Annotated in this window: 19 protein-coding genes; 10 read left to right on the top strand and 9 right to left on the bottom strand. The window is 36.4% G+C overall.

Features of this window, described 5'->3' with window-relative positions; translation table 11 throughout:
* From H9565_RS10685 to H9565_RS10725, 9 genes are all read right to left on the bottom strand, one after another.
* The gene (locus tag H9565_RS10685) at positions 1 to 1,830 is read right to left on the bottom strand and encodes a type VI secretion system Vgr family protein (protein ID WP_215439421.1); all 1,830 of its coding nucleotides are present in this window, start codon (positions 1,828 to 1,830) and stop codon (positions 1 to 3) included.
* 309 nt (positions 1,831 to 2,139) lie between these two features.
* Positions 2,140 to 3,999 carry a type VI secretion system baseplate subunit TssF gene (locus tag H9565_RS10690; RefSeq protein ID WP_215439423.1) on the bottom strand — a complete coding sequence of 620 codons (1,860 nt, stop codon included), beginning with the start codon at positions 3,997 to 3,999 and terminating at the stop codon, positions 2,140 to 2,142.
* Positions 4,000 to 4,061: 62 nt separating this feature from the next.
* The gene (locus H9565_RS10695; RefSeq protein WP_215439424.1) at positions 4,062 to 4,493 is read right to left on the bottom strand and encodes a GPW/gp25 family protein; all 432 of its coding nucleotides are present in this window, start codon (positions 4,491 to 4,493) and stop codon (positions 4,062 to 4,064) included.
* 58 nt (positions 4,494 to 4,551) lie between these two features.
* The gene (locus H9565_RS10700) at positions 4,552 to 7,017 is read right to left on the bottom strand and encodes an AAA family ATPase (RefSeq protein ID WP_215439426.1); all 2,466 of its coding nucleotides are present in this window, start codon (positions 7,015 to 7,017) and stop codon (positions 4,552 to 4,554) included.
* 7 nt (positions 7,018 to 7,024) lie between these two features.
* Positions 7,025 to 7,534, bottom strand: coding sequence for a type VI secretion system TssO (gene tssO, locus H9565_RS10705; protein WP_215439428.1), 510 nt, complete (start codon positions 7,532 to 7,534; stop codon positions 7,025 to 7,027).
* 8 nt (positions 7,535 to 7,542) lie between these two features.
* The gene (locus tag H9565_RS10710) at positions 7,543 to 8,685 is read right to left on the bottom strand and encodes a hypothetical protein (RefSeq protein WP_215439430.1); all 1,143 of its coding nucleotides are present in this window, start codon (positions 8,683 to 8,685) and stop codon (positions 7,543 to 7,545) included.
* Positions 8,686 to 8,695: 10 nt separating this feature from the next.
* Positions 8,696 to 9,562, bottom strand: a complete 867-nt coding sequence (locus H9565_RS10715) for a TssN family type VI secretion system protein (RefSeq protein WP_215439432.1) — start codon at positions 9,560 to 9,562, stop codon at positions 8,696 to 8,698.
* 6 nt (positions 9,563 to 9,568) lie between these two features.
* A complete protein-coding gene (locus H9565_RS10720) occupies positions 9,569 to 10,474 on the bottom strand; it encodes a hypothetical protein (RefSeq protein ID WP_215439434.1) in 906 nt (301 codons plus the stop codon).
* A gap of 2 nt (positions 10,475 to 10,476) precedes the next feature.
* Positions 10,477 to 11,103: a C40 family peptidase gene (locus H9565_RS10725; protein ID WP_215439436.1), complete on the bottom strand. Its 627-nt coding sequence runs from the start codon at positions 11,101 to 11,103 to the stop codon at positions 10,477 to 10,479.
* Positions 11,104 to 11,158: 55 nt separating this feature from the next.
* Between H9565_RS10725 and H9565_RS10730 the strand changes: the two genes are divergently transcribed.
* The 10 genes from H9565_RS10730 to H9565_RS10775 all read left to right on the top strand — a co-directional run bounded on the left by H9565_RS10730 (position 11,159) and on the right by H9565_RS10775 (position 20,116).
* Positions 11,159 to 12,178, top strand: a complete 1,020-nt coding sequence (locus H9565_RS10730; protein ID WP_215439438.1) for a PKD domain-containing protein — start codon at positions 11,159 to 11,161, stop codon at positions 12,176 to 12,178.
* 432 nt (positions 12,179 to 12,610) lie between these two features.
* Positions 12,611 to 13,000, top strand: coding sequence for a type VI secretion system tube protein TssD (gene tssD / locus H9565_RS10735; RefSeq protein WP_215439439.1), 390 nt, complete (start codon positions 12,611 to 12,613; stop codon positions 12,998 to 13,000).
* 313 nt (positions 13,001 to 13,313) lie between these two features.
* Entirely contained in the window at positions 13,314 to 13,766 is a 453-nt protein-coding gene (locus tag H9565_RS10740) for a hypothetical protein (protein ID WP_215439441.1), read from the top strand.
* Positions 13,767 to 13,772: 6 nt separating this feature from the next.
* Complete coding sequence (locus H9565_RS10745) at positions 13,773 to 15,131, top strand: DUF5458 family protein (protein WP_215439443.1); 1,359 nt, start codon at positions 13,773 to 13,775, stop codon at positions 15,129 to 15,131.
* Positions 15,132 to 15,270: 139 nt separating this feature from the next.
* Positions 15,271 to 15,660, top strand: coding sequence for a type VI secretion system tube protein TssD (gene tssD / locus H9565_RS10750; RefSeq protein WP_215439445.1), 390 nt, complete (start codon positions 15,271 to 15,273; stop codon positions 15,658 to 15,660).
* 4 nt (positions 15,661 to 15,664) lie between these two features.
* Positions 15,665 to 16,711 (top strand): hypothetical protein, encoded by a 1,047-nt coding sequence (locus tag H9565_RS10755; protein ID WP_215439447.1) that lies wholly within the window; start codon positions 15,665 to 15,667, stop codon positions 16,709 to 16,711.
* Positions 16,708 to 17,094 (top strand): hypothetical protein, encoded by a 387-nt coding sequence (locus tag H9565_RS10760; RefSeq protein WP_215439449.1) that lies wholly within the window; start codon positions 16,708 to 16,710, stop codon positions 17,092 to 17,094. The genes H9565_RS10755 and H9565_RS10760 overlap by 4 nt, the downstream gene beginning before the upstream one ends.
* 12 nt (positions 17,095 to 17,106) lie before the next feature.
* Positions 17,107 to 18,054, top strand: coding sequence for a hypothetical protein (locus H9565_RS10765; RefSeq protein WP_215439450.1), 948 nt, complete (start codon positions 17,107 to 17,109; stop codon positions 18,052 to 18,054).
* A 515-nt stretch (positions 18,055 to 18,569) separates the two neighbouring features.
* Entirely contained in the window at positions 18,570 to 19,583 is a 1,014-nt protein-coding gene (locus H9565_RS10770) for a DUF4138 domain-containing protein (protein WP_215439451.1), read from the top strand.
* Complete coding sequence (locus H9565_RS10775) at positions 19,580 to 20,116, top strand: conjugal transfer protein TraO (protein ID WP_215439452.1); 537 nt, start codon at positions 19,580 to 19,582, stop codon at positions 20,114 to 20,116. The genes H9565_RS10770 and H9565_RS10775 overlap by 4 nt, the downstream gene beginning before the upstream one ends.
* Positions 20,117 to 20,226: the final 110 nt, after the last annotated feature.

A 20,226-nucleotide genomic window follows, 5' to 3' on the forward strand; every position in this document is an offset into this window, starting at 1 on the left:
TTAACCTTTATTTACATGAACTTCACCACCGGTAAGTTTACTTGTAGACTTGCCATGCATGGCTAGCTCGTTTCCAGAAAGGATATCCACTTTTTTGTTTCCAACAATATTGGTGGTGGTCTTCGCTTTGATTTTGACCTCTGCTTCCGTACTTCGAAAATCTACATTTTCTTTACCACTAATTTGAACCGTAGCTTCCGTACTGTGCATACCAATTGCATCTTTGGCGCCAATGGCAATAGTAGATTCTTCTGACTTCATCGTCAATGCATTTTTAGCCTTAATATCAATAGTATCGGCATTTAAAGATAAATTCCCGGGAGCGGTAATACTAATGCTACTGTCTTTGGTATTCAAGAAAATCTTGTTGCTGTTTTTGTCCGTTATGGTAATGCTTTCCTCGCCCTCCGTATCGTTAAGCTCAATCAAGTGTCCACTGCGGGTCTTGATAGCTTTAATGTTGTTGTCCGGATCATCAAAGCCACTTTTGGCGTTGGCATTGTAACCAGAACTCAGAACATACGGTTTTTCCGGGTTGCCACCTTCAAAACCAACCAATACTTCTTCTTCTTTTTCCGGGATAAAATAGAACCCTTTTCCACTACCACTATATGGGGTAGGTACTTTTATCCATGGGGTACTGGTACCCATAGGTTTTTGCCATGGAAACTGTACTTTTATTCGGCCCAGTCCGTCCGGATCTGCATTGTCGAGTACAAGACCGCGTTGATCGGCTACTCTAGGAAAGGCGAAACTGTTAGAGTAGGGTAAGTGTTCGGTACCTTCGGGTACGCCCTCAAAGGAATTGCTGTAATGTCCGCTATGGTCAAAACGGTGCACTACTTTTATAATATCGTAAGATCCGTAAGGGTCTTGGTTTTTTGGGTCTGAGAAATTAAGTCCGTTTAAAGACAGCGTATCACCTACTCGCAAAGCTACGATTTCGGAAGTACCTGAAGCGGTAACCATACCCGATGCCCTGCCCAAGGTATTTACTTTGGTGGCTGTATCAAGGCCGCCTTGTGCACTATATTCGTGTTGACCAACAGTATAGTCGTAATTTCCTTTTTTTACGAAAACCGCATCCGATTCGCCTTTAACAGGGGAGAGGTAAGGATGAGATGAATTAGCTATGTGGGAGGTTGAACTTGCTTCCAAAAGCGTGTCGTTTACCCAATCATGGCCTTTAATATCAAAAACTTGTTCTTTTAACGAAGTGGATAGGTTAAAGGAAAGTACATCAACTCCATATACACCATTCAGCGTGGCACTACCTTTTTTTCCTATGCAAAAATCCCGGCCGTTGTGATAAAGCCATACCCCGTATCGACTACAGAGTCTTTGTAAGAATGATAAGTCGCTCTCGTTGTATTGCACGGTATAGGGTAATGTAACATCTGTACCCGTTCCTATGCTTTTTTTCAAAATATCGGTGGAATGCCCTTTTAGGGTGTCTTCTACTACTTGTGATAGCGATGTGCCCTCTTCGTAACTTAAGCATTGCGACGAATTGGCCAATAGAACCGATGGTCCATGGCCTGAGATTACGAGGGTGCCCGCTGCACCGTTTCCTTTTTGAAGGTCTACATTGGTGATAATACCCGTAAATTCCATTTGCCCCGAATTAAGCCCAATAGACATTTTCTTGCCGATATATCCGAGGGCATTTTCCATAAGGGGCCCTGCATAGGTCTCCGTCGCATGAGCAGGAAAAGCGATACGGAAAGTACTATGGCCACCTATAGCCTGTTCTATTGAAACGGAATAACCAGATTTTGGAAGAAAAGCATTACCATTTAAAATAAGCTTGATTTCTACGATTTTAGACATGCGGTTGTGTTTAAGCGGTTTAAGGTATTTAGAATTATAAGAGTTACCAAAAAATCATAATTGAAATCGATGAACGGCATTTCGTACAAGCTTTTTATGTAAATTATTTCTTAGAGAAGAAATTCCATTACTTTACATTGTTTGAACTGAAAATGCAGTTGAATATGCAACTGATTTTCAAATCATTTTTTACAGGCTTGCCCATTTCGGCCAAACACCAATTAGTAACATACAGAACCGAAAAAGAACTAAGAATTTATCTTACTAACTAATATTCAACGGTAAGAGAGATTAACTAGTTATATATTTCTAGGTATAGAAAACCCGAAAAGGCAAAACATTGGCCGATCTGGTCTTTATTCCTATAAGTAACTCTTTTTTCAAGTGCTCCCAATCTGTCTCGCTATAATCCGCATCTGCGCTCCGAGTTATATGAATATCAGTTGTAGGGGTGTAGCCTACGCCATTGTCCTGTGAAACCATAACTCCCTTTTCTACGGTTACCTTTTTAATGGCATCCTTAAAGACGGCATAGCAATGGTGTATAATATCCTGCCGTGTTATAATGCGCCCTCTTGATAAAATCTGTTCCCTATAGGCATAAATTTTCTCGCTAGGGTTGGGTTCGTCATGGCCGCCCAAGCTACCGGTAATAAACACTAATGTATCCGGTTTAAAAGCGGTTCCCGAGTACTGAAACAATTTACTGTAAGGGTTTATTTTGTTCGCTTTTTCCCCTGTAGTCGTCCAATAATCGGTAAAGACAATTTTGTCCCTATTCTTCTCTACACTATTTCGGTTTACTATTAAATAAGAAATTTTGTGTTTTCTGAAATTGCGCAGTTCTATCTGTTGTTCAATCCGTGAAACAATCTGTTTAAGGTCTTTTAAGTTTGAATTGATAAAATCATCGCCCATGGCCGAAAAAGCTACGCTGTCTTCTTTAAGTAGGTCTAGGGTGTAATTTAACAGTTCCGAAGCATCGCGTTCGTCAAATCTGCTCACTCCACCATAACGCAAATAGGCTTGAGGTCTTGCATCATCCTTTTTGTTTCTATCTCGAACATAATATTCGTTTCCGCTATCACCCAGTACGTTTTGGACATCTAAAAAGAAATCGTCTCCAGATTCCAATGGAATGATATTAAAGTTGGGCTGTAGCCTTTTATTAACATTGTGCAATTTCTTATTCAACGCAGGAAAACAATTCACGTGAAAATGTAGATTGTCCAGCATTTCGGCAGAAACCACTGTAGAAAATTCTATTTTAATCCATAACAGCGGAGTAGTAAGAGCATCAAGATCTTTTTGCTTCATGAAGGCCTTGAAGGCTTCAGGGTATTTTTTGAGCTTTCCTTTTATGTCAATACTTCCTTCTACGGTGTAAAAATGATTTCTATAGAACTCTCTTACGTATTCCTCGTAAAATTGAATCTTACTTTGAATGCTCTCGTTAATGTAGGCGCTATAATCGTCTTTAACGATTTCTCGCTGGGCATATCCCTTGGATACATTTAGTGACTCCCCGTTTATAGACCAGTCCGCAATACCTAGGTGGTGTACCAAAAGCTCTTTATTTGCAAAATTTAGAAGGTCAAAATAACACAGTAAATCATTAAGGGTTTTTACACCAGGGGCGGGCTTTATACCAATATAAATACTGGAGTTTTCAGTGCTACCTTCAAAATCGGAACTTTTAAGCCAAGGTGTGGTCCGGTGATTTTGGTGCGAGACCACTTTATTGGGATAAGCAATATAATTTAGTTCGCAGTTGTTTACGGTAAATTCACCCGATGGGCAAAAGAAAAAATCCTTAAAATCTTCCTTTCCGCTATCTCTGAACAAGGGCATTCTTTTTCGGTGAAAGAACTGGCTTCGTTCATTGATTACCATCTTATCATCAATAGGCAAGGCATGCATAATGGCATGCGCTGGCTTGGCGGTTACTGATATTTCTGGGGTAAGGAGGTCTACCAAACGTTCCGTGACTTTGGTACGGCTCGTTTTTATGGTATCTGAAATACGTTCAAACTCATGTGCACAGGCATCAAAAAGAATACCCACAATAGGATCAAAGGAGTATTCTATTTCCATATCGTCCACACCCCAATGATCTGCGGCCCTGCGAATAAGCCTATCTTTTATTTCTTCTTTTGTAAGGCTTTTCATTTAGTTACGTTTTTGGCTGATAATTGAATTTGGATTTTTCGCTATCATTTACTGCGTGGTATCTATTTATAGGATAAAGGAGCTAAATAATAATCTCCATTGAACGTAAAAGGTTCATCTGTTTTTACAATGGTTCCCTTAATAGTTATATAGAGGTATTTTTTTAAACGTACCTTATTGGTCTTTGATGATAGGCTTTCCATCAATTCAATATTCAAGTCTACGTTAGACAAACGTTTTTCATAGGTTTTGATTTGTTTGGTCAATGACTTTTTGATTCTTTCTTTTAGAACGTTGGTATTGACTAAAAGGTCAAAATCTGTTTCCCATATTTCACTGCCAAACTGCTCATCAAAAGTATATTCTTCAAAATAGGTGGTTATAATAACACTTATGAACTGAGAAATAGAATCTTGGAGCGATAGTTTTTTAAGCTCTTTTTTCTCAAAAAAACGCTTAAAATCAAATGGTGCTTGGTAATACGGTTTCGCCATTGTTTTAAAATCAAATACGATTAGTACTGCTTGCTAAACTACATAGAACGGTATCTATCTACTTTTTTATTACTTTAAAGTCAAGGTCACCTTTTTTTAACGTAATTTTTACCGTTTGTGGTGCCTTTATCTCTCCAGAGATAATCATTTTGGACAACGGCCTTTTTAGTTTATTACGAATAACGGCCTTTAACGGTCGTACCCCATAAGTAGGGGAGAACCCATCCAAAGACAAATGGTCTTTGGTTTTTTTGTCTATTTCCAAGGTGATTCCCAATCTTTCTGTGAGCACCAATAATTCTTTTTTCAAATGGAGGTCAAAAATGAAAGGGGCATTTTTTTCGGAAATTGGAGCAAAAGGCACAATTTCAGTGATACGGCCTAAAAATTCAGGTCTAAAATAATTGGACATAATCTCCAATAACTCATTGGATTTAGGGATTTTGCCTCCTTCAATAGACTTACTAATAAAATCTGAGCCAATGTTGGAGGTAAATAGGATAACGGCATTTGAAAAGTCTCCTACCTTTCCTAAACGATCGTTTAATTTTCCTTCATCAAGAATTTGTAAGAACACGTCAAAAACGGATTGATGGGCTTTTTCAATTTCGTCAAAGAGGACTATTGAATACGGTTTTTGGCGAATTTTGTTCACTAAAACTCCTCCTTCTTCATAACCTACATATCCTGGAGGCGCTCCATATAATAATGCTGCAGAATGCTCTTCTTTAAATTCCGACATGTCAAAACGAATAATGGCGGTCTCATCGTTAAACAGAAATTCTGCCAACGATTTTGCCAATTCCGTTTTTCCTGTTCCGGTAGGCCCTGAAAAGAAAAATGAGCCAATGGGCTGCCCACCTTTTGAAAGTCCGGATCTAGATTCTATAATTGCTTCCGAAACCGTTTGTATGGCGTTATCTTGACCAATAACCCGTTTCTTTAACGTGTCTTCCATTTCTAACAAACGCTCTCTTTCCTGGCTCTGTACTTTACCGGCCGGAATACCCGTAATACCAGCAACCATGGCTGCTAGGTCTTCTTCGTTTACTGCTGTTCGTTTTTCTTTTGAATGGTCTGTTATACCTGAAAGTATTTTTTTTATGTAAGCCGATTTCTTTTCATAGGTAGGTAAACGTAGGCTATCTTCCGTATCAAATTTGCCCGTTACAATTGGGCTTAATCTGTTTTTTAATTCAATATAGACCCAATCTATAGCTTGGATTTTGTCCGATTCCTGTTGTTTTTCAGTTTCTGACTCTATTTCAACAAGTTTGGTGTTCAAATCTTCCAAATCGGTCGGTAAAGATTGCGTAGAAACATTTGCTGCGGCCATAGTTCTATCAACCAGGTCCAAGGCAGAATCTGGTAGGCTTTTTTCTTTTAAATACCGTTTTGATAAACGAATGGATTCCTTTAAGGCTTCATCATCAATATCAAGCGCATGATGTTCTGTATAGGTTTGGCCCACACTTTTTAGTATGCGAAAAGCCATTTCGGAATCGGGCTCTTCCACAGTAACAGATTCAAACCTTCTGTTGAGTCCATCATCATTTGCAATGTGTTTCCTGTAATTATCCGCAGTAGTTGCACCTATCAAAATGACTTCCCCTTTGTTCAATTCTGATTTTATGACGTTTAAAATGCCTTGGCTGGCACTTGCATCTTGTAATAACACATGAAAATCATCAATGAACAAAATAGGTTTTACCAAATTTTTAGCTTCGTTAAAGATGCTTTGCAAACGATCTTCTACCTCGCCTTTATAGGATGCACCCGAAAGTAATACGGCAGTGTCTATTTCTAGTAAACTGGCTTCTTGTAAGGTGCCCACAATTTTTCTGGAATAAATTTCTTGGGCCAGATTGTTAATTAAAACGGTTTTGCCCACGCCGGACTCTCCTTGGACCATAACATTGGGTTTGGATTTTCGGCTTAAAATCTCGGCAATTTGTTTTAACTCACGATCACGATTAATGATATGATCATAATCACCGTTGGAAGCTTCAACAAGTAGATCGTTGGTGTATTTTTTTAGGATATCCGTATCCGGAGTAAAGTCACTAGTACTGTTGACGACTTTTTTGTTTGAGCTACCGGAGGTGTTGATTCCGGCCGAAAAACTATCGAACAGTTCCGAACTACTTACAGGCAGTGATTTTACTTGGTCAAAACTGAAGCCTACTCCAGGTGTAATTGCGGATATGAACAAACAAACAAGATCAACATCAGATCTGTTCAATTTAGTTTGTACTTCTTCCGCTTCAACAAAAACCATTTTGGCCTCTGAACTAGCCTTTACCGATAAGGTACGACTAGTGCGTTTGGGATGGGATTCCATATTAACATCGGCCCATTCTTCAATAAAATATACATCTACTCCTTTTTCATGTAATATACGGAGTAAAGAAAGGTCTCTGTTTAATGAAGCCTTTATTAAATGTGCGGGACCAAAACTTTCATGTTGATGCTCTTCTGCAAGTTGCGTGGCAATGTGTATAGCTTTCTCTAGTTCGGTATTCATGCAATGGTTAGTTTCGGTTCATACGTTTAGCAAGATCTAATGCGGTATTGAGTCTGCTGATTTCTTTTTCATAATCTGCGACTTGTTCCTCAAGCTCATTTATTTCATGTCTTGCACTTTCTACCTGTTTTAAATCTCTCTTGGCATCTACAAGTTTATTATAGGTCAACACCAAATTCTCGTACATACTGCGATCGTCCAAGGAATCTTTTGGAATATCACTTCTAAGGTCTATTAAATTCTTGATGATAGATTGTTCTACAAAGAACCAGCCTTCTTTTACCGTGTCTAGAGAGTCTATTTGTTTGTCTACGCCCTCTAAGGCTTTTATGAATTTCTTTTGGTAAAGAAATTCATATTGCATTTTTTTATTGTCCTCACGTAATACGGCATTTTCTTTCCACGGCAGTTTATAACTGTAGAAAAATGCGGTAAACAGAATACCGACCGTTATGGCGAACATTAATAAAAATAGTAGAAAAGAAGAGGTTCTTTCCTTTTTGTTAAGTATTTCCATAGCATGTTTTATTCAGATAAAAACGAAGGCTTGTTTGATTTATCTTGTTTGTTCTGTACTATATTTTCATTTACGAAAATTCCCATATCCCTTCGTTTTCCAATATAATCTACTTGTGTTAGTACAGTAAGTAAACGATCAATAACGTTCATAAAACCAGTAGCTAAAAGTACATTTAGGTTTACATCGTTATGATTGTATTGCATATTGATCACATCTGTAAATATCTTTTCATAATCACCTCCTTTTAGATCGGTCCATTCTCCAAAATAATTAAAAAGTTCTTCTTTGTTTTGTGGAGAGGAGACATCTACGGCTCCTTTAAAGACTCTTGCAAAACTTACTATGATCTGTAAAAGTTCTTTAGGGTGCATGTCATATTCTTCCCATTTTATCTTGGTAATCTGTTGTGCGAGATAGCCATAGGCTTTATCAACGGCCAAGTGCATGGCATCTGCAATAGGATTGTCGCTCTGCTTGGCCATTATCTTTTGAACGATCAAGATTGCATTTCGCTCCGTCATCTTTACAAAGTTCTCGGCGTCATTATAAAAGTCTACTAAACTTTCATGAGCACCTAGAGTTAAACTGGGAGGAATATAGTCTGTTGCAATGGATAGGCTTTTACCTTCTTTATGAATTTTGGCGATCGGTAACTGGTTGCCGGATAATCCTGATTTTGCCAAATCATCACTTGTAATAAAAGTGAAAAATTGACCATTGGTCAAAAATGGGTGCCTTGGAGGCATTTCTTTAGGGTCTTGCTCTCCAAAAGGTATGGTTTTCTCCGTATCTAAGTTTATGAGTAAAAAGCCTTCATCCAACTTATTGTCGGCCAATTCATCAACAACAATTTCTTCTTTTACGGATGGTGTATTTTCCGTAATTTCTATTCGGTTACCGTTTGGGGTAATTGCCCGTAATTTTTTGATGCTTACTTTTAGGCTTTTGTGAATATCTAGATTAATAGCATATTCATTGTTGCCATTAAGATAGGAAGCCAAGAACCCATGACCGTATCTGCCTTTACGAACCACATACGCATCCTTTATGCTGTTTTCGGCAAAATTTTGAAGGCTTTCAAAATGCTCCTTGGAGATTTTCATGCCATCTACCCAATTGATTTTAAAATTTTTGATATCCTCTATCATGATGTTCTTTTTATATGCGTTGGCAAATGACTACATCGCCATCTTTTAGGTTATTATCTTCTACTGTAAGCTCTGAATCAATATGTTTAGAAGCTGCGTACCACTTAGGTTTGCTATAAAAATACCAGCCGTGCGGGTCATCGGCCGTGTCAGTAAGTTCTATTTTTGTGGTTGCTTTTTTGGCATTGTAATCATTAATAAAAAAATAGAACAATCTACCGAACTCCATATTTTTTGGAGCTTTGGCCTTAAAGCTAGTCATATTTCCCGCTTCGGTGTTTTTATAGAACATGAAGTTGAGTATAATCATGTTCTTTAGCTCGTAATGCTCCGGTGTGTCATATTTTTTCTGAAGGGGATAGTACCATTTTGTATATAACTTTACAGGAATGGAAACGGAATATTTATAGAGTACAAAAAAGCTAGTAGGCACTGTAAATGCGGCCATCGTCAAAAAATAATAGGACAAATACTGCAAATCTTGATAGTGTGCTGCAATCATGATTACAGGAACCATTATAGCAAAAGAGGTAATTATGCCAAAAAGTAATTCTTTAAGACCCTGGTTGGAATCGAATTTATCAAAGAGATAGCGATAGAAAAACACGTGAAGCCCACCTATAATTGTAGCAAAGGCAAGCATCCAAAAATACCGGAACATTACTGTAGACTGTCTTAAGTTGTATATAATGGCTAAAAATATACCCATTACCGCAATTAATGCCGCAAGATAATAGTAGTATTTTTTCCTTCTTTTTTTGAACCCAGGGGTTTTTCGACCAATTAGGCCAAGTGCCAACAAAATAAAGACCAAGACAATCGCAAAAGGAATCAAGGCCTCTATGTTTATAAATCTCTTTAGGTAACTTCCAATCATAGGGGTCTAAATTGTAGCGGATACTCCAAGTCTTCCGGAATATACATCTTCACTAATCACAAATTTTCTTTTCTTTTCGGCCAGTGTAAATTTTATTTCAAAATCGGCTTCATAGGGCAATGTATGTTCTAAAAAGAATTGAATTAGCGTATTAATTTTTCCATTTGGCATGTAATCAACTATTTTATCAGGTCTTCTAATGTTATTAATGATAAAAATGTATTTAGGAAGAAACGTAACCGTTTTTCCTTCTGTTGCCATGTTAATGCCCAATTGCCACGGTTCCTGTTTGGTTTTCGCTGCTATTGTGGCGTAATCCTTCTCAATTATTAACTGTTCTTCAATAATATTTTCCAACACTATTTTTAACAACGGTAAATTACCTGCTATCTTATACATGAAGGGCATAGTCTTTAAAATCTTTGCGGCTATGCTCCCTGGAATTCTTGAGTCTATCTGCCATAGATTTAACAAAAAATCTACTAGTTCTGGGCTACCTAAAGATTTAAAGGTAAGGTCTTCTGCCGATTCTATAGCAACCCGCTGCAAGAAAAACTCAGTTTCCAGAGGGCTGAAAAACTTTCGCGCATTTTCTTCCTCAATTTTTCTTCCGTTGTAATCGGTAACCATTGTTTCCACATACGGCGTACTAGAGTAGGTGCGATGAAAAAAACGTTCAGGAAAAATATTGTAAAAACTTCTACGGCTAAGTTTAACCTCTAAAGTGTTTTTTTTGTCTAGACTTTCTTCTATTGAGGTGATGTCCTTACTAAAGCGTCTTTTGAAAAAATCAGAGAGTACAATATCTAGTTCGGTCTCTTCATTTAAGTAAGAAATAAAAGTTTCGGCCTTTAGGTCAAAATCAAGGTCAAATAACTCTTGTCGTATTTTATCTGGAGATAAGGGGGTCATTTTTAAAGGTTTTTTAGCAAGCGTGCGCCGGAGACGAACCTATCTTGCCAATATTTTGAGTTCAAATCAGCAATTTGAACTCCAGTAGGGGAATTTGAGCCTGTAAATTTTCCGTTTTGAAGGTAAATGCCCACATGGGAAACCACTTTATCTTCATCTTTTAACCTAAAGAAAAGCAAATCTCCTTGCTGCAAAAACTTTTGACCGGAAAAGTGTGCTTTAATATCCAAATTAAATTGTTCTATGGAAGTTCTTGGGAGCTCAAAACTATATACTTTTTGATAAATATCCCTCACGTACGCAGAGCAATCCACTCCACTTTTGGTAGTGCCGCCCCATAGGTAAGGTGTGTCCATCCATTCATATATACTCGCATATAGTTTTTCGTTTTTAATTTCTTCGTACGGGATTTCTAAAAGTTCAGAAAAATGTAATCTTTGTTCTTTGCTAAGATATGAAGGTTCAACAGTAACTATTTGTTTGTTATCTTGTGCTTCTTTTTGGGCAGCTAAACGTTTTGATTTTTCCATTTCTTGTCTGTAATACTCGCCTTGACCCGCTACCGAGGATTTATTGGCACAACCGGTAATCAATGCAATAATTAAAAGAAAAGACAGTTTTAATTTCATATTAAAAATCGTACATTTAATTGAAAGGAAGAATGGATAAAATTAGAGATTAATTATGAATAATAAAAGTATTAAAACTCACTTTGATAGTAACGTGTTTATCACTTTTTTAGTATTGTTATTTGCTGGATTGGCCCTTTTTTCTTTTCGTTTGAACAGTGAGGTAGATTGTAGTAATGTAGATTTTGAGATTATTTCAAATTCCTACACTACAGAGGATTTAATTGAGTTTAAAAGTACAGATGCTTCAGGGTTTAATTGGACTTGGAATTTTGGGGACAATGAACCGGAAGCGTATAGGTCCGATGTTGTTCATCAATTTAAGAAACCTGGTAAATATTCCGTTTCCTTAAAAATGAACGGTGAGTGTGTAGCTTCACGTGAAATAGTAATTTCCAAAGACAAAATAATACGTGATGCAAAGCTCATACCTAATATTGTTCTACCAAAAAAAGTTAGGGTAGGAGACGAAGTTGAATTTTTTAACGATTCTAAATTTGCCACTTCATGGCAATGGAGCTTTGGCGAAACTGCAGCAGTAGATGGTAATGACAGAAGGGAGAAATATACCTATAAAACTCCTGGCGAAAAAACAATTCTATTGGTCGTGAATGGCGATCGTAGACATGAAGCTAAACGTATTTTAACTGTATATCCTTCAAAAAAGAAAGAGCGTATTGGTAGAAGCAGAAACGCAAGTGCCCCTATAGAGAATGTACTGGCTACAATTCCGGAAGCGCCAAAAGAAGAGGAGCCTGTATTTGAAGATAAGGACAAGGTAGATGAACCACCTTATATTGAAATTTCAAGCGGAGAAATAGAGGATATGCTATTAAGGTACTCGGTAAGAAATCTTGATGACATTAGTATTCGGAATTATTTTTGCGTAACGAATATTCCCGTTTTCAATAAAAGCGGAGATCGCTTTACCGTTAGTCAGTTCTTTAAAGCTGTTCGGGATGTTAAGATTGAAATTAAGAATCTTAAACTGTATAGGGATAAAAAAACAGGTTGTATAAAAAGTATGACTGTAGATATGCGCACCAAAAAAGGATTATTTTGGAAGAATTTTTAGTGAGTGTATATAAGCAAGGGCAATCCTAAAAAATGTATTTGACGCAGAAACTTTGTCTCAACCGATAAATGGTGGCTGATTTAGTTTTTTTTGATAAAATTGGATAATTTCTTTTCTACGGAACGAAGAATCGGTTTTTAGAATAAGTTTATTTTGTGGGTTTATACCTATAATAGAGAGTAGGGTTAGACTCCATAAAATTCAGTGTTGAGATGATGTTTTTACAGTGAATTTAACTTCAAAATTCAGTTGTATTTAGTTCTTTGAAAATAGCTTTTTTCCTACTTTATTTTTTAAGCAGAATAATTTTAAAAGCTTGCACTTTATCGAAAAATGTTTGGAGAGTATCAGATATTTAATAGTTTAGCATCGTCTTATTGACGTTTATATAAACTTTTAATCAGGTATTATTTACCACAAAAATCATTTTTTATGTCTTTTAAAGCTAAATTAAATTTAGGAGGAAAAGAGTACAACATCTTAAATTGTAACTACGATCTTTTTCAAGAAACAGATCCAACAGGTCGTCCGTCTTCTGTAACAAGAGGAGGTAAGATTACTGTTACTGTAGAGTCCAATGATGACACCGCTGGTGTTGAGTTAATGATGGATAACTTTGGTAAGAAGGATGGTTCTATAACGTATACAAAAAGAGATACGGATGCTACCCTAAAAGAAATCAAGTTTACTGAAGCCTATATGGTAAAGTACAGAGAGAATTTTGATGCTACTGGAACCAATCCTTTAACGGAGACTTTTACTTTGTCTGCTAAGGAATTGAGTATTGGTGGTGGTCAGCACCAGAACGAATGGGTAATGTAATCCATTTTGCAATAATTTTTTTGAAAAGGAGGCAAGCAAACGCCTCCTTTTTTTTACTTTTCAAATGAATGCGCCAAGCTTTTACAATTGTATATTTTACTTTTTAGCTGATCAAAATGATTTCTAAATAGTAATAATGACCGTGTATGGCAACACGTTACCGGTTTGGTGTTCTAAAATGCTTTAGTTGTGTTTTTGTTGTAGATGATATATGAAGCGTAGTAAAGAAAAAACTTACTCAGGCTCATTCAGGTACTTTGTTTGCGTATAACATTTTTTTGAGTAAATTTAAAACTTAAAACAATATATAAATATGGCTATTGATAACGTAGGTATTGGTGGTAATGAGGTAAAAGGTGACGCTAGTGAAGCCTTAAACAGCATTCCACAGAACAGGGCTTTAATTGCCGGTAAACTTACCCCTAATGCACCAGTAAAGCCTGAAGTGGTGGAAGGTCTTAGAACTGTTGAAGATATTTTTGAGCATTACGAACCCGAATTAAAAATCCCGTTTGAGGATAAGAACGGCGGTACCGTAAATGAAACTTTGAAGTTCAGAAATCTTGGTGATTTCGGTAAAAAAGGCATTATCAATAATAGTGTTTTCTTAAAAGAGCTTGAAATAGAGAGCGATCAATATAAAAAAATGATCAAGCAATTAAAGACCAATAAGATTTTAAAGGCCGCTTTGGAAGATCCTGACGCTAAAAAATCTTTGGTCGACACCATAGATGCTTTAATCGCTGAAATTAAAAACGCTAAATAATTCTACATGGCCGATACACAGAACAACCAAAAAGCCGCACAGTTAAGTGAAAAACCTTATGCGGAACAGATAAAAGAAAAATCGGATGGACTTGTCAAATATGGCGGGTACGATCTTTTGGAATCTGCCATTGATGATGTACAGAATCTGAACCCCGATCGTAAGGCACGTCGGAAAATGTTCCTTACGGAAAACACCAAAAAACAAGAGCGTAACGATCTCTTGAAAAAATTGGAGCTTTGGTCAGAAACACTTAAATCTGGTGATGATATCATAGATTTAGTACAGGCAGCAGATGATAAAGCAGCTTTATCGCAGCAGGTACTAACAAAAAATTTAAAATCTGCTCTTGAGGAAACTCGTGAACTTGAAACTTCCTACCGTTCCGTAGCCTTGTTCTATAAGAATACAGATTTACCATCTTTAAAAAATGTTTCCATTATCAATGCGGAACTTGATCAATTAACGGATTTGGATAATACCCGTTTCTTTGATCATATAAGAGAAGAGTTGGTTTCTAAATATGATCGTTTGGATCTTCGTGAAAACTACTCTCTTATGGTTCTTCCTGGGTATTTAGGCTCTAAATCTGTTGTGGATAAATGGGCAAAAGTAGCACACGACAATAAAGTTACCTTGGTGACCGATTTTGCACATCTAGATGAGCCAGACGATGTAATGGAAATGTTTGAAAGTGCCAATTTAGCTAGTGGAGATATGTATTTGTCTAACACTATCATGACCTGTAACTGGTTGGTAGGCCGTGGCAAACACGAAGAAGTAGGCGAAGAAGAAGACGTACATGTACCGCCTTCTGGAGCCCTTGCCGGTAAAATATATAAAACCTTAATGTCTCAGGTAACCGCAGGTAAAAAACACGGTGGTTTAAGTGAGGTAGATGGTGTAAGTTTTGATTTGAGAAAAAGTGAAATTGCCAATCTAGAGAACCTAGGTCTTGTACCTATGGTTAATGAATATGGTAAGGTCATGGCCTTTTCTGCCAAGACACTCTTTAACGGAGATAACTTAGGCCTTCAAACCTATTCTGTAGTACGGGTGTTTGATTATGTCGCCAAAGTATTAATGGACTTTTTAAACCGTAGGGCTTTTGAAAACTTTAGCACAAAGACCCGTAATGAAATACAATCACAGATTGTGCGGTTTTTAGATGATATTACAGGGCCGGACAAACTAATTGAAAATTTTGAGATTAGAAGGTTTGAGCAAGACCCGAACCAAAAAGACCGTATTTATTTAGATGTACGCCTAAAACCTTATTTCCCGGCTAAAAACTTTATGATCAAAATGGATGGTCAAAAAGGAGACGAAGGTACGGATTGGGATACAGAATACGCACAACAGTAAGACAGCTCTAAACGAAGTTGTATCTCCTAAGATCTTGTTATAGAGAATAATAAACAAAAACTTGGGTTTTGTAAAGGAGGCTTTTGCTTAAAAGTTAACTTGTAAACAGTAACCCACTACTTTAAAAACCTGAAAAATTATGTCATTTTTAGCAAAGCTTACTGTTGATGGACAGATATATAATGTGCTTCATTGTATTTATAATTTTGAACAACCCATGGATGGTACGGGAAAACCTGCGGGAAAACCTTTGGGTGGGCAGATTTCTGTAACCATTGAGTCACAGGGTAAATATGACCTTTTTCACTGGATGAAAGAGCCAGAGCAGACAAAAGATGGTTCCATTGTATTTTTTAAACGTGATGCCTTATCAAAGCTGCAAGAGGTAAAATTCTCTAAAGCGTATTGTGTTAGTCTTGAGGAAGAGTTTGATGCAAATGATGAAATGCCTATGCAAAAAAGGATAGTTATCTCAGCAAAAACAATTACCGTGGGAGATATGGTTTTTGAAAATAGTTGGGGGGAGTAGAACTATGGATGTCTTAACCCAAAAATCAAGACAGCAGAGGTTAAAGCGAGAATTTAACAAATCGCTAGGAAGCGTACGTCTTTCAAAAAGTAAAAAGCTGACTTTAGCCGATAAAAGTAAGATTAAAAAGGCGGCAGTTAAGAGCCTACAGCGTTATTTGACCGCAGAGTTAAAGAGGACGAATACAAAAACTTACGACTGGTATTTTACAGAAATGGAGAGTGACCGGATCCGAGCGGAAACCCCTCGTAGAAATAACCTTGGTTATAATCGATATTATATAATTGATTATGTTAATATTCCAATTAATAGTAAAAACTCCTATTCTTCGTACTATACTCAAGAAAGGGTTAGGGAATTTAGTATTTCTAGTAAGGAAATAAGAGATATCATATCGGGATCAGCAAAGCTCTTTGCACATATGATGAAGATAACCGTTAGTGAAAAGGAAGATGCAAAAATATATGCAGCCTACGATAAGGTTGATGAAAAAACGATTATTACAGTTGTTCTCGGTTTTCCTGTGGCTGTCGTAGGGGCGGTAGAGGCGGTACCTCTTTTATATGCTGCTAGTCAATACTCGGTACCTGGTTTAGGAAAGGCGCTAACAATTAATTCAGGCAGGGTAGCTGCTGTTAATGGGGCTTCCAATTTTGGAGAGCAATATGTTTCTACGGGTATTTCAAAAAATATGTGGGGTATGAATAATTTACGAAGATTGGATTTGTTTGACTTGGGTGTAACTACAGCATTTGGTGGTTTTGCCAGCACACCATTAAAATCAGAATTTGATTATACACTTGAAAAAAGTTTTAATACGAACGGTTTCAAGGAATTTTCAGAGAATATGGTTGTTAGTGGACTAAGTAATCAAGCTAGTAAATCATATGGTTCTGCAGTAGGTAAACCAATGTCCCAATTTGGAGGGGCTATAGGAGAAGTTTTTAGTATTGGAGGATTATTTACCTTGAAAACGACTATATCTACTGGGAAGAAAAAGATTAAAGATGAAAATCAACCTCAAAATAAATATAAAAACCCCAAGAAATGACGCTTACCAAGAGTCAAAAAGGTACACTTTTATTTGTAGGAATTTCTGCGGTAATTATAATTTGTATTACGCAATATATTAAAAGTAATGTAAAAAATAATTCGGAGTATGCTATAGGTTATGTTTTTGATTCTATGAATGGCCCATCATCTGGTCCTGCAATTTATTATTATTATTATGTAGACGGTGAAAAATATGACAATAGTGATTATATAAATTCTGATTATAATGTTCGCGTTGGAGAATTTTATTGGGTAAAATATTCGTCAGAACACCCCAACTGGGCTGAAATACAACAAAACCTTCAAGTTATTGATATAGATAAAATTAAAAAAGCGGGATTTTCTTTACCACAAAAGAAAAGAAATCAGTTTCAAGAATAAAATTTAGTTGAGATGAAACAGAAAAATCTTAAGATATCTTTGTGGTTAATTTCATTATTTCTTTTTACATCGCTTTGTTCGTCTCAAAGGAACCTTGTCAGCCATAAAACAGAAGGAGGTCTAACGTTAATTCCTGGTACGAGAATATACCTTGAACCCCCTTCAGGGTTTCAACTATCAAAAGATTTTATTGGTCTTGAAAACGGTGATAATGAGATTATCCGCTTTTATGATATGTATGGTACAGATTATTATGCTAATTCTAACAAGTATACCAAAAAAGCATATGAGAAAATAGGAGCAATTGTATATGACTTTGAAGAAACGATAATTGATGATTACTATGGAAAAGTGCTCGTTACCAATAGTGACTATGCAAACCGAGCGGTTACCTTAGTTTTTGGCGATGCTTTTTTTTCTGTATTAGGGGTTGCTGTTACGAACAATACAAATAATACTGAAGTTAGTCATCTAATAAATTCATTTAAAAGCATAAAGTATGACAAAGACCGAGAAATAGGCTCGATGGAAGCTGCATTTTTTTCCGTTGATGTAGAAAAAAGTGGCTTCGAATTATTTTTTCAGGCTAATGAAATATTTCACTTTACTGAAAACGGCGAATACCCCAACGACACAAGTTCTTCATATGTTATAAACCAAATACTCGTCGATCCCACTAACCCAAATTTGAAACTCGTAGTTGATAATATCATCAATTCCAGTATTGAGAAAGGGTTTAAAGTTACCAGCAGAAAACAGACTTCTAAAAATAAAATCAATGGTTATGATTGTTTTCAGGAAATGGTCTATGGCGAATCCGAAGGAGTGAAAACCCAGACTGTCTTTACGGCAATCAATAATGGGAGAAGAGCGGTTGTTATAATGGGAAGTGCCAAAGAAAACTTCAAAGAAAATATAGAAAAGTTTAATGAAATAACTTCTTCGCTAAAATTCAACTAATTTTATTTTAGAGTGTAAGGTTGGATTAATTATCCATTTTAATTAGTTGCCATTGAGTTACGGTTTTCTGTTTTACATTGTTTTAATATGGTTCATTCCTAAAATATCACCTTATTATAATTTTTAAGGTCAAAGATCTTGATAGTTTAGTTAAGACTTATTTTCAAATATAGGTGATGGTTACCAACATAATAAAACATAATTGCCTCACGCAAAACTTATGGATATATACCTATAATTAAAGAAGTCTTAGAAAATACTTGAAGGGATGGTTGTATTAGATTACGCAACAGGTTAACCCTTCGTATTCAGTATGGATTATTGGGTGAAAAGAGTGTATTGTAATTGTTTCTTTTGGTATCATTCCTCTTGTATATTAGGTTTACAGTACCTAAACCCCTTAAATCCCTCTCTTAATCGATTATTTGGATAGTTGTCCAGTTAATTAGTATTTTTGTGTTTTTCATTCTCGTGTAAGACACTAAATTATTCATTGAAAGAAATTACACCTACTTATGAAGTCGTTCCCTATAAAACTTATTTTTTTTCTGGGTAGCCTGTTATTTTCGAGTCATATCCTTTGGTCGCAGACCCCAATTTCTGTAAAAACCAATGATTTTGTAACTACAACTATATTTTTTCCATCTACTATTAAAAAAGTAGTTGAGCCTGCGGCAAATTTTAGTTTTAGCTATGAAAGTGGTTCTAACATTGGATTGCTGAAAGGTAGGAAGGGTAGGGCAAGCAATCTTTTGGTTATTACCGAACAAGGTTATATCTACTCGTTTGCATTGAGTTATGCAGAGGAAGTTCCGGAATTCAGTTTTATTCTAACAACAGATCAAGCAATCAGTAAAACCATGTCAGGTAATGGCGAGAGCTCTAAGAGGCCTGAAATTGTTGAACAACCTTCTGGTAATGACAGTCAAGAAACTGTGGAAACCAACGAAATTCCTATTGAAAATGTCACAGCAAACAATCAACCAAAAAATAAGTTAAGCGAAGCACTAACTACGAATATTTCAGAAAGACAAAAAGATACGATTGTTCAAGAACCGGTGTACATGAGTAATGATGATACGGAAGAAAAAGATTTGTATGATGTAGATCGTGAAGAGTACTATCGCATTTTTTGTGAAAATAATTATCTGCAGAAAACCGTATTTAAACGGAGTTTTAGACAAAACAAAAAAATTGCTGTTCGGCTCAATAATATCTTGGTGGATCGGAACGAGAAGTATTTTGTGGTGCAAATAGAGAATAACTCAAAAAGGAAATATGATATCGCGGGACTCAGCTTTTTTAAAAAAGCAAAAGTGGGGCAACTTGAAAAAATCATGAACCCCCTATACACTTTTAATCTTCAAGAAAGTATAGATCCAGAAGGCATAAATGAGGTTGTTTATGTGTTTAAAAATTTTAATATTAGTGCCAAGGAAAAAATTTCTGTAGTTTTAGCTGATGCAAATAGTGACAACTTGGTGATACTGCCACTCGATTATTTATTAATTAATTCTCCCTCGAATTGAAACATATCACAATTATATTTTCATTTCTATGTTTTCCAATACTAGCTTTTTCTCAAACTTATTCCAATACTTTCTCGGTATCTGGGGGGCTATTTGGTGATGGTTATGGAGGAGAGATAACGTATAATACCAACTTAAGTGAAACAACCCATACTCAAATAGCTTTGAACGGTACGTATGCTAACTATAAAAGTGGAGCCGTACGTATTCCGTATATGAGCGTAACAGCCAGTTATTCCTATTTTATAACGGTTTATAGTAGAAACAGGAAAATGCAGTCACTTTCTTTGGGAGGAGGAGCCTTGGCAGGATATGAGTCAGTTAACAACGGAAACTTGCAGTTAAGCAATATCGTATCCGTTGATGGGGAGAGCAAGTTTATATACGGCGGTGTAGTTACGGCAGATTTGGACATTATACTTACGGAACATCTTTCGTTATTGATAAAGACCTCTGAGTTCTATCACGTTAATAGTGATTTCGGTAATCTTACGAACTATAGCGGTTTGGGTATCCGTTACTATTTTAACTGATTTATAGCGGTATGGACTTAGATTGTATTTTCGTCTTATCCAAGAAAGGATACGTTTCATCGTTGTTCATTATCAAAAAAGTTCCTTGGTTATGCACGGTTGGAACGGAT

Source organism: Zobellia russellii (assembly GCF_018728565.1).
Classification (GTDB): Bacteria; Bacteroidota; Bacteroidia; order Flavobacteriales; family Flavobacteriaceae; genus Zobellia; species Zobellia russellii.

Bases quoted from the DNA above. Each gene is read 5' to 3' on its own strand.
- H9565_RS10685 (WP_215439421.1), bottom strand. From the start codon at position 1,830: ATGTCTAAAATCGTAGAAATCAAGCTTATTTTAAATGGTAATGCTTTT.
- H9565_RS10690 (WP_215439423.1), bottom strand. From the start codon at position 3,999: ATGAAAAGCCTTACAAAAGAAGAAATAAAAGATAGGCTTATTCGCAGG.
- H9565_RS10695 (WP_215439424.1), bottom strand. From the start codon at position 4,493: ATGGCGAAACCGTATTACCAAGCACCATTTGATTTTAAGCGTTTTTTT.
- H9565_RS10700 (WP_215439426.1), bottom strand. From the start codon at position 7,017: ATGAATACCGAACTAGAGAAAGCTATACACATTGCCACGCAACTTGCA.
- tssO (WP_215439428.1), bottom strand. From the start codon at position 7,534: ATGGAAATACTTAACAAAAAGGAAAGAACCTCTTCTTTTCTACTATTT.
- H9565_RS10710 (WP_215439430.1), bottom strand. From the start codon at position 8,685: ATGATAGAGGATATCAAAAATTTTAAAATCAATTGGGTAGATGGCATG.
- H9565_RS10715 (WP_215439432.1), bottom strand. From the start codon at position 9,562: ATGATTGGAAGTTACCTAAAGAGATTTATAAACATAGAGGCCTTGATT.
- H9565_RS10720 (WP_215439434.1), bottom strand. From the start codon at position 10,474: ATGACCCCCTTATCTCCAGATAAAATACGACAAGAGTTATTTGACCTT.
- H9565_RS10725 (WP_215439436.1), bottom strand. From the start codon at position 11,103: ATGAAATTAAAACTGTCTTTTCTTTTAATTATTGCATTGATTACCGGT.
- H9565_RS10730 (WP_215439438.1), top strand. From the start codon at position 11,159: ATGAATAATAAAAGTATTAAAACTCACTTTGATAGTAACGTGTTTATC.
- tssD (WP_215439439.1), top strand. From the start codon at position 12,611: ATGTCTTTTAAAGCTAAATTAAATTTAGGAGGAAAAGAGTACAACATC.
- H9565_RS10740 (WP_215439441.1), top strand. From the start codon at position 13,314: ATGGCTATTGATAACGTAGGTATTGGTGGTAATGAGGTAAAAGGTGAC.
- H9565_RS10745 (WP_215439443.1), top strand. From the start codon at position 13,773: ATGGCCGATACACAGAACAACCAAAAAGCCGCACAGTTAAGTGAAAAA.
- tssD (WP_215439445.1), top strand. From the start codon at position 15,271: ATGTCATTTTTAGCAAAGCTTACTGTTGATGGACAGATATATAATGTG.
- H9565_RS10755 (WP_215439447.1), top strand. From the start codon at position 15,665: ATGGATGTCTTAACCCAAAAATCAAGACAGCAGAGGTTAAAGCGAGAA.
- H9565_RS10760 (WP_215439449.1), top strand. From the start codon at position 16,708: ATGACGCTTACCAAGAGTCAAAAAGGTACACTTTTATTTGTAGGAATT.
- H9565_RS10765 (WP_215439450.1), top strand. From the start codon at position 17,107: ATGAAACAGAAAAATCTTAAGATATCTTTGTGGTTAATTTCATTATTT.
- H9565_RS10770 (WP_215439451.1), top strand. From the start codon at position 18,570: ATGAAGTCGTTCCCTATAAAACTTATTTTTTTTCTGGGTAGCCTGTTA.